9 protein-coding genes are annotated in these 5,671 nt (G+C 75.8%); 8 read left to right on the forward strand and 1 reads right to left on the reverse strand.

What is annotated here, in order from left to right; genetic code table 11:
- The 4 genes from E4P41_RS21060 to E4P41_RS21075 form a co-directional block, all read left to right on the forward strand.
- On the forward strand, nt 1-1,057 hold a 1,057-nt coding region (locus E4P41_RS21060), incomplete at its 5' end, for an alpha/beta hydrolase (RefSeq protein WP_135143153.1).
- On the forward strand, nt 1,054-1,686 hold the full coding sequence (locus tag E4P41_RS21065; protein WP_135143154.1) for a uracil-DNA glycosylase: 633 nt from the start codon (nt 1,054-1,056) through the stop codon (nt 1,684-1,686). The genes E4P41_RS21060 and E4P41_RS21065, both read left to right, overlap by 4 nt.
- Nucleotides 1,683-2,138 carry a tRNA (adenosine(37)-N6)-threonylcarbamoyltransferase complex ATPase subunit type 1 TsaE gene (tsaE, locus tag E4P41_RS21070; RefSeq protein ID WP_135143155.1) on the forward strand — a complete coding sequence of 152 codons (456 nt, stop codon included), beginning with the start codon at nt 1,683-1,685 and terminating at the stop codon, nt 2,136-2,138. The genes E4P41_RS21065 and tsaE overlap by 4 nt, the downstream gene beginning before the upstream one ends.
- A gap of 11 nt (nt 2,139-2,149) precedes the next feature.
- The gene (locus E4P41_RS21075) at nt 2,150-2,530 is read left to right on the forward strand and encodes an NUDIX domain-containing protein (protein WP_135143156.1); all 381 of its coding nucleotides are present in this window, start codon (nt 2,150-2,152) and stop codon (nt 2,528-2,530) included.
- 93 nt (nt 2,531-2,623) lie between these two features.
- On the opposite strand, the gene E4P41_RS21080 is transcribed toward E4P41_RS21075, so the two are convergent.
- Nucleotides 2,624-2,872 (reverse strand): antitoxin, encoded by a 249-nt coding sequence (locus E4P41_RS21080; RefSeq protein WP_348536513.1) that lies wholly within the window; start codon nt 2,870-2,872, stop codon nt 2,624-2,626.
- A gap of 46 nt (nt 2,873-2,918) precedes the next feature.
- On the opposite strand from E4P41_RS21080, the gene E4P41_RS21085 reads away from it, so the two are divergent.
- The 4 genes from E4P41_RS21085 to tsaD are packed head-to-tail and all read left to right on the forward strand — an operon-like array spanning nt 2,919 to nt 5,549.
- On the forward strand, nt 2,919-3,374 hold the full coding sequence (locus E4P41_RS21085) for a hypothetical protein (protein ID WP_135143157.1): 456 nt from the start codon (nt 2,919-2,921) through the stop codon (nt 3,372-3,374).
- A 50-nt stretch (nt 3,375-3,424) separates the two neighbouring features.
- The gene (gene tsaB / locus E4P41_RS21090) at nt 3,425-4,063 is read left to right on the forward strand and encodes a tRNA (adenosine(37)-N6)-threonylcarbamoyltransferase complex dimerization subunit type 1 TsaB (protein ID WP_135143158.1); all 639 of its coding nucleotides are present in this window, start codon (nt 3,425-3,427) and stop codon (nt 4,061-4,063) included.
- Entirely contained in the window at nt 4,060-4,506 is a 447-nt protein-coding gene (rimI, locus tag E4P41_RS21095; protein WP_245177546.1) for a ribosomal protein S18-alanine N-acetyltransferase, read from the forward strand. The genes tsaB and rimI overlap by 4 nt, the downstream gene beginning before the upstream one ends.
- Nucleotides 4,503-5,549 (forward strand): tRNA (adenosine(37)-N6)-threonylcarbamoyltransferase complex transferase subunit TsaD, encoded by a 1,047-nt coding sequence (gene tsaD, locus E4P41_RS21100; RefSeq protein WP_245177547.1) that lies wholly within the window; start codon nt 4,503-4,505, stop codon nt 5,547-5,549. The genes rimI and tsaD overlap by 4 nt, the downstream gene beginning before the upstream one ends.
- Nucleotides 5,550-5,671 lie beyond the last annotated feature (122 nt).

The raw sequence follows: 5,671 nt of genomic DNA on the forward strand, positions 1-5,671 counted from the left end.
CGCCGAGCGGCTGGGGTCCGCGGCCGCGCTGCCGCGGGGCGCCGCCGACGCCGAGCTGCGCGAGGACGACCCGCTCGGTCCGCACGCCCGGCGTGCCGACCGGACCGCGCACGTGGCGGCCGACGACGGCGTGCTGCTCGCCGTGGAGGAGGTCGGGCCCGCGGACGCCCCGCTGACCGTGGTCTTCGTCCACGGCTACTGCTTGTCCATGGCGTCGTGGACCTTCCAGCGGCGGACCCTGGGCGCCGCGCTGGCCACCGCGAACGGCTCCCGCCCGACGGCGCGGCTGGTGTTCTACGACCAGCGCGGCCACGGCGCCTCGGGCCGCGGGTCGGCCGCGCACTCGACGATGGACCAGCTCGGCCGCGACCTCGACGCGGTGATCCGCGCGCGGGTGCCCTACGGGCCGGTGGTGCTGGTCGGACACTCCATGGGTGGCATGACGGTCATGGCCCTGGCGGCGCTGCGCCCGGAGCTGTTCGGGACGAGGGTCGTCGGCGCTGCGCTGCTGAGCACCTCCAGCGGCAACCTCGCCGACCTGGACTTCGGTCTGCCCGAGCTGCTCACCCGGGTGCGCGCGGCGGTCCTGCCGGTCGCGGCGTTCACGATGCGCCGTCGTCCCGGCTTCGCCGAGCGGGCCCGCCGGCTGGCCGCCGACCTCGTCTCGCACGTCACCTGGTCGCTGTCGTTCGCCTCGACAGACGTCGACCCGGCGCTCGGCCGTTACGTCGACTCGATGATCGCCGGCACGCCGGTCGAGGTGATCGCCGAGTTCTACCCGGCGCTGGCCGGTCTGGACGAGACCGCGTCGCTGCAGCCGCTGCGCGCCGTCCCGACGCTGGTGCTGACCGGCGACGCGGACAAGCTGATCCCCGGCGCGCACAGCGACGCGATCGTCGAACTGCTGAGCGGAGCGGATGCGCCGGGCGTCGAGCACGTCGTCGTCCCGGAGGCGGGCCACATGGTGCCGCTGGAGAAGCCCGACGAGGTCACCGCGGCGCTGTCCGCGCTGCTGCGCCGGGTGGTCGCCGAGCTGCCGGACCGGGTGGATCGGTGACCCGGCCACCCCGGTCGCCCCGCTTGGACGCCGCCGCCGAGGAGGTCGCCCGCATCGCCGCCGCCGCTCCGGACTGGGAGTTCCTGGCCGCGGCCGCGCGGCCCTGCGTCGCCTGTCCGGAGCTGGCCGCCACCCGGCAGCACGTGGTGGTCGGCGAGGTCCCCGCCGGGGGACGCCCGCGCTTCGTCCTGGTCGGCGAGGCGCCGGGCGCCACCGAGGACGAGACCGGCCGGCCGTTCGTCGGGAGGAGCGGTGCGCTGCTCGACCAGCTGCTCGCCGAGGCCGGGCTCGACCGCGCGCAGGCCGCCGTCCTCAACGTGGTGAAGTGCCGCCCGCCGGGCAACCGGACGCCGAAGAGCCCCGAGGTCGCCCGCTGCAGCGGCTGGCTGCGGCGCCAGCTGGAGCTGCTGGACCCGCCGGTGGTCGTCGCGCTGGGGCTGTCGTCGGCCAAGTGGTTCCTCGGTCCCCGCACCGTGCTCGCGCAGGCCCGCGGCCGGGCGCACGACGTCGACGGCCGCGCCGTCTGGGCCACCTACCACCCGTCGGCCGCCATCCGGTTCGGCCCGAACGGGGCGCCGCGGGCCGGGCTGCTGGCCGACCTCACCGCCGTCGCGGAGAGCCTGGCGTGAGGCGGGAGCACGTGCTGCCGACCCCGGAGGACACCCGGGCGCTGGGCGCGGCGCTGGCCGGGCTGGTGTGCGCCGGTGACCTGGTCGTGCTGGTCGGCCCCCTGGGCGCGGGCAAGACCGCGCTGACCCAGGGGCTGGGCGAGGCGCTGGGGGTGCGCGAGCCGGTCACCTCGCCGACGTTCGTCATCGCCCGCGTGCACCGCGGCGGCCGACTGCCGCTGGTGCACGTCGACGCCTACCGGTTGGGCGGGGTCGCCGACGTCGACGACCTGGACCTCGACGCGTCCACCGAGGAGTCGGTGACCGTCGTCGAGTGGGGCCAGGGGCTGGTCGAGCAGCTGGCCGACGAGCACCTCGAGGTGCGCCTCGACCGGCGCGACGACGACGTCCGGACGGCGCTGCTCGTGCCCCACGGCCCAGGCTGGGAGCAGCGCCTGGGCGGGTTGATCTGAGCGGGCGCCACGTGGTCGCGGGGGTGCTCGTACGCCGAGCCGAGGTGCTCCTCGGTCACCGCTCGCCCGACCGGCGCTGGTATCCCGACGTGTGGGACTTCCCCGGCGGCCACGTCGAGCCGGGAGAGGACGAGTGCGCCGCACTGGCCCGGGAGCTGCGCGAGGAGGTCGGCGTCGTGCCGCCGGACCCGGCACCGCTGGCCCGCCTCGAGGACGGCAAGCTGCACCTGGCCCTGTGGGCGGTCCGGGCGTGGGACGGCGAGCCGCGCAACCTGCAGCCGGCCGAGCACGACGAGCTGCGTCGGATGGCGGCTCGGGAGGTGCACCGACTGCGGCTGGCGCACCGGGCCTACGTCGACGTGGTGCGGCAGGCGGTGAGCAGGGCCGGCTGAGGGCACGGCGCCGCACGGCGCACGGCTGGCTGCTCATCGCGCTGGAGACCGATGAGCAGCTCCACGGTCTGGTGACCGGCCAGTGCCGCGGACTCAGTCCTCGTCGAGGGCGCGGCGGACCATCGCGGCGGTGATGGGCGGACTCCCGGAGGGCACGCGGATGACGGGGAGGTCGTCGTGGGTTTCCACCCGGGCGGGGGTCGGTCCCCGGCGCGCGAGCTCGGAGACCACCGAACCCAGCGAACGCCGCTGCTCGGCGGCCAGCCCACGAGCAGCCGTGGGGACGTCGTCGTCGAGGTCCAGAGTGGTCCGCACGGCGGTGATGCCAGAGAGCGTCAACACATCAGTCCGGTACCGCGGCCGGGTGATCCCGGGTTATCGCCGGGCCGTGCCGGGCAGTGCTGCCGCCATGGCGAAGGCGACGACGGCGCGGGGCCGGCAGTACCTCCTCGGGTTGCGGACGGCCGTCTCCGGCAACGCGCAGAGCTTCGGCTTCTCCATCATGATCACCGTCACCTTCGGGGTGGTCTCGGCCGCTTACGGGCAGCCCTCGCTGCCCGAGCTGTTCGGCTTCGCCCTCACCGCCGTGGCGGCGTTCTCGGTGCTCAACGTGCTGGTCGCGCTGCTGCTGCGCGGAGAAGAGGACGACGAGCCGCCCTCGAAGGTGTTGCTCGTGGCGACCGCGACCGACTTCCTGGCGGTCGGCGCCGGGGTCGGAGCGGCCGTCGGCATCCGCTTCCTGATCGCGGACACCGCAGCATGGCTGCTGGCGCCGTTCTGCGCCACCGCGGTGTACGTGCTCGTGCAGTCGGTCGAGCTCACCGTGGGCGAGCAGGAGGAGTAGGGACGCCGTCCCGGCGGAACGGACGTAGGGCGGCACTACCCTGGTCGGTCGTGCTCGTCCTCGCCCTCGACACCGCCACGCCGACGCTGGTGGCCGGCCTCGCCCGGTGGTCGCCGGACGGGACGACCGAGGTGCTCGTCGAGCGGGCGGTGCCCTCGGGCAACCGGCACGCGGAGCTGCTGACCGTCGCGGTCACCGACGCGCTGCGGGGCGCCGGCCGGTCGCTGGCCGACGTCGACGCCGTGGTGACCGGGCTGGGGCCGGGGCCGTTCACCGGGCTGCGGGTCGGCGTGGTCACCGCCGCGGCGCTCGCCGATGCCCGCGGGCTGCTCGTGGTCGGGGTCTGCTCCCTGGACGCCGTCGGCTCCGGTGGCCGCACGGTGGTCACCGACGCCCGGCGCAAGGAGGTCTACTGGGCCGTCTACGCCGCCGACGGCTCGCGCACCCGCGGCCCGGGCGTGGTGCGGCCCGAGGAGCTGGAGGTCGCCGGCCCGGTCGTCGGGGACGCCCGCTTCGCGGAGCGGTTGCGCGTCGAGGTCACCCCGGCCGAGGTGACGACGGCGGGACTGCTGCGGGCCGCGGCGCCGCAGCTGGCCGACCCGTCGTCCGCCGCCCCGCTGGTGCCGCTGTACCTGCGCCGTCCGGACGCCGTCCCGCCGACGTCGTACAAGCCGGTGACGACGACGTGATCGCGCGGCTGCGGCCGATGCGGCTGGCCGACCTGGACGCCGTCCTCGGCCTCGAGGAGCAGCTGTTCGCCCCGGACACCTGGACGCGGGCGATGTACCGCGACGAGCTCGCCCGCACCGACACCCGTCACTACCTGGTGGCCGAGGACGGCGACCGGGTGGTCGGCTACGCCGGGCTGATCGCCTACGACGACGAGGCGCACGTGGCGACGATCGGCGTGGCCGCCGACCGGCAGGGCGAGGGCATCGGCGCCGCGCTGCTGGACGCGCTGTTGGCCGAGGCCGACCGGCGCAGCCCCGTGGTGCTGCTGGAGGTGCGCGCCGACAACCCGGTCGCCCAGGGCCTCTACCGGCGGCGGGGGTTCACCGAGATCGGCCGGCGGCCGCGCTACTACCAGCCGTCCGGCACGGACGCCGTCGTGATGAAGCGGGAGAGGCTGTGAGCAGGGTGGGCGGGGAAGCGATCGTGCTGGGGTTCGAGACCTCGTGCGACGAGACCGGTGTCGGCCTCGTGCGCGGGCGGACGCTGCTGGCCGACGCGCTGGCCACGTCCGTGGCCGAGCACGAGCGCTTCGGCGGCGTGGTCCCGGAAATCGCCTCGCGGGCGCACCTGGAGGCGATGGTGCCGACCGTGCACCGGGCGCTGGCCGATGCCGGGGTGCGCGCCTCCGACGTCGACGCGGTCGCGGTCACCGCCGGGCCCGGGCTGACCGGCGCGCTCCTGGTCGGGCTGGCCGCGGCCAAGGCCTACGCACTGGCGCTGGACAGGCCGCTGTACGGCGTCAACCACCTGGCGGCACACGTCGCCGTCGACGAGCTGCAGCACGGCAAGCTGGCCGAGCCGTCGATGGCGCTGCTGGTCTCCGGCGGGCACAGCTCCCTGCTGCTGGTGCCCGACCTGGCCCACGAGGTGCAGTCGCTGGGCCGCACCATCGACGACGCGGCGGGGGAGGCCTTCGACAAGGTGGCCCGCGTGCTGGGCCTGCCCTTTCCCGGCGGCCCGCCGATCGACCGGGCCGCGGGCGAGGGTGACCCGGCGGCGATCGACTTCCCGCGCGGGCTCACCGGCCCCCGCGACGCCCCTTACGACTTCTCCTTCTCGGGCCTGAAGACCGCCGTCGCCCGGTGGGTCGAGGCCCGGCAGCGGGCGGGGGAGCCGGTGCCGGTGGCCGACGTCGCGGCGTCGTTCCAGGAGGCGGTGGCCGACGTGCTGACGAGGAAGGCCGTCCGCGCGTGCCGTGACTCCGGGGTCGACCACTTGGTCCTGGGCGGCGGCGTGGCGGCGAACTCGCGGCTGCGCGCGCTGGCCGAGGAGCGGTGCGCCGCGGCCGGGATCGTCCTGCGTGTGCCCAGCCCACGGCTGTGCACCGACAACGGCGCGATGGTCGCCGCGCTGGGCTCGCGCCTGGTCGAGGCCGGGGTGGCGCCGTCCGCGCTCGACGTCGGCGCGGACAGCTCCCTGCCGATCGACGTCGTCACCCGCTGACCGGAAAATAGCCACCCGCACTGGGGCTCGGCGAGCGCGCTGCAGCGGACCTCGGCGGCAATCGGCGAGGTCGGCTCGAGTGTGGGGTCAGGCTGCTGCGGTGAGGGTGACGGTGTAGCCGA

The organism is Geodermatophilus sp. DF01-2, assembly GCF_004571065.1.
In the GTDB taxonomy this organism is placed as follows: Bacteria; Actinomycetota; Actinomycetes; order Mycobacteriales; family Geodermatophilaceae; genus Geodermatophilus.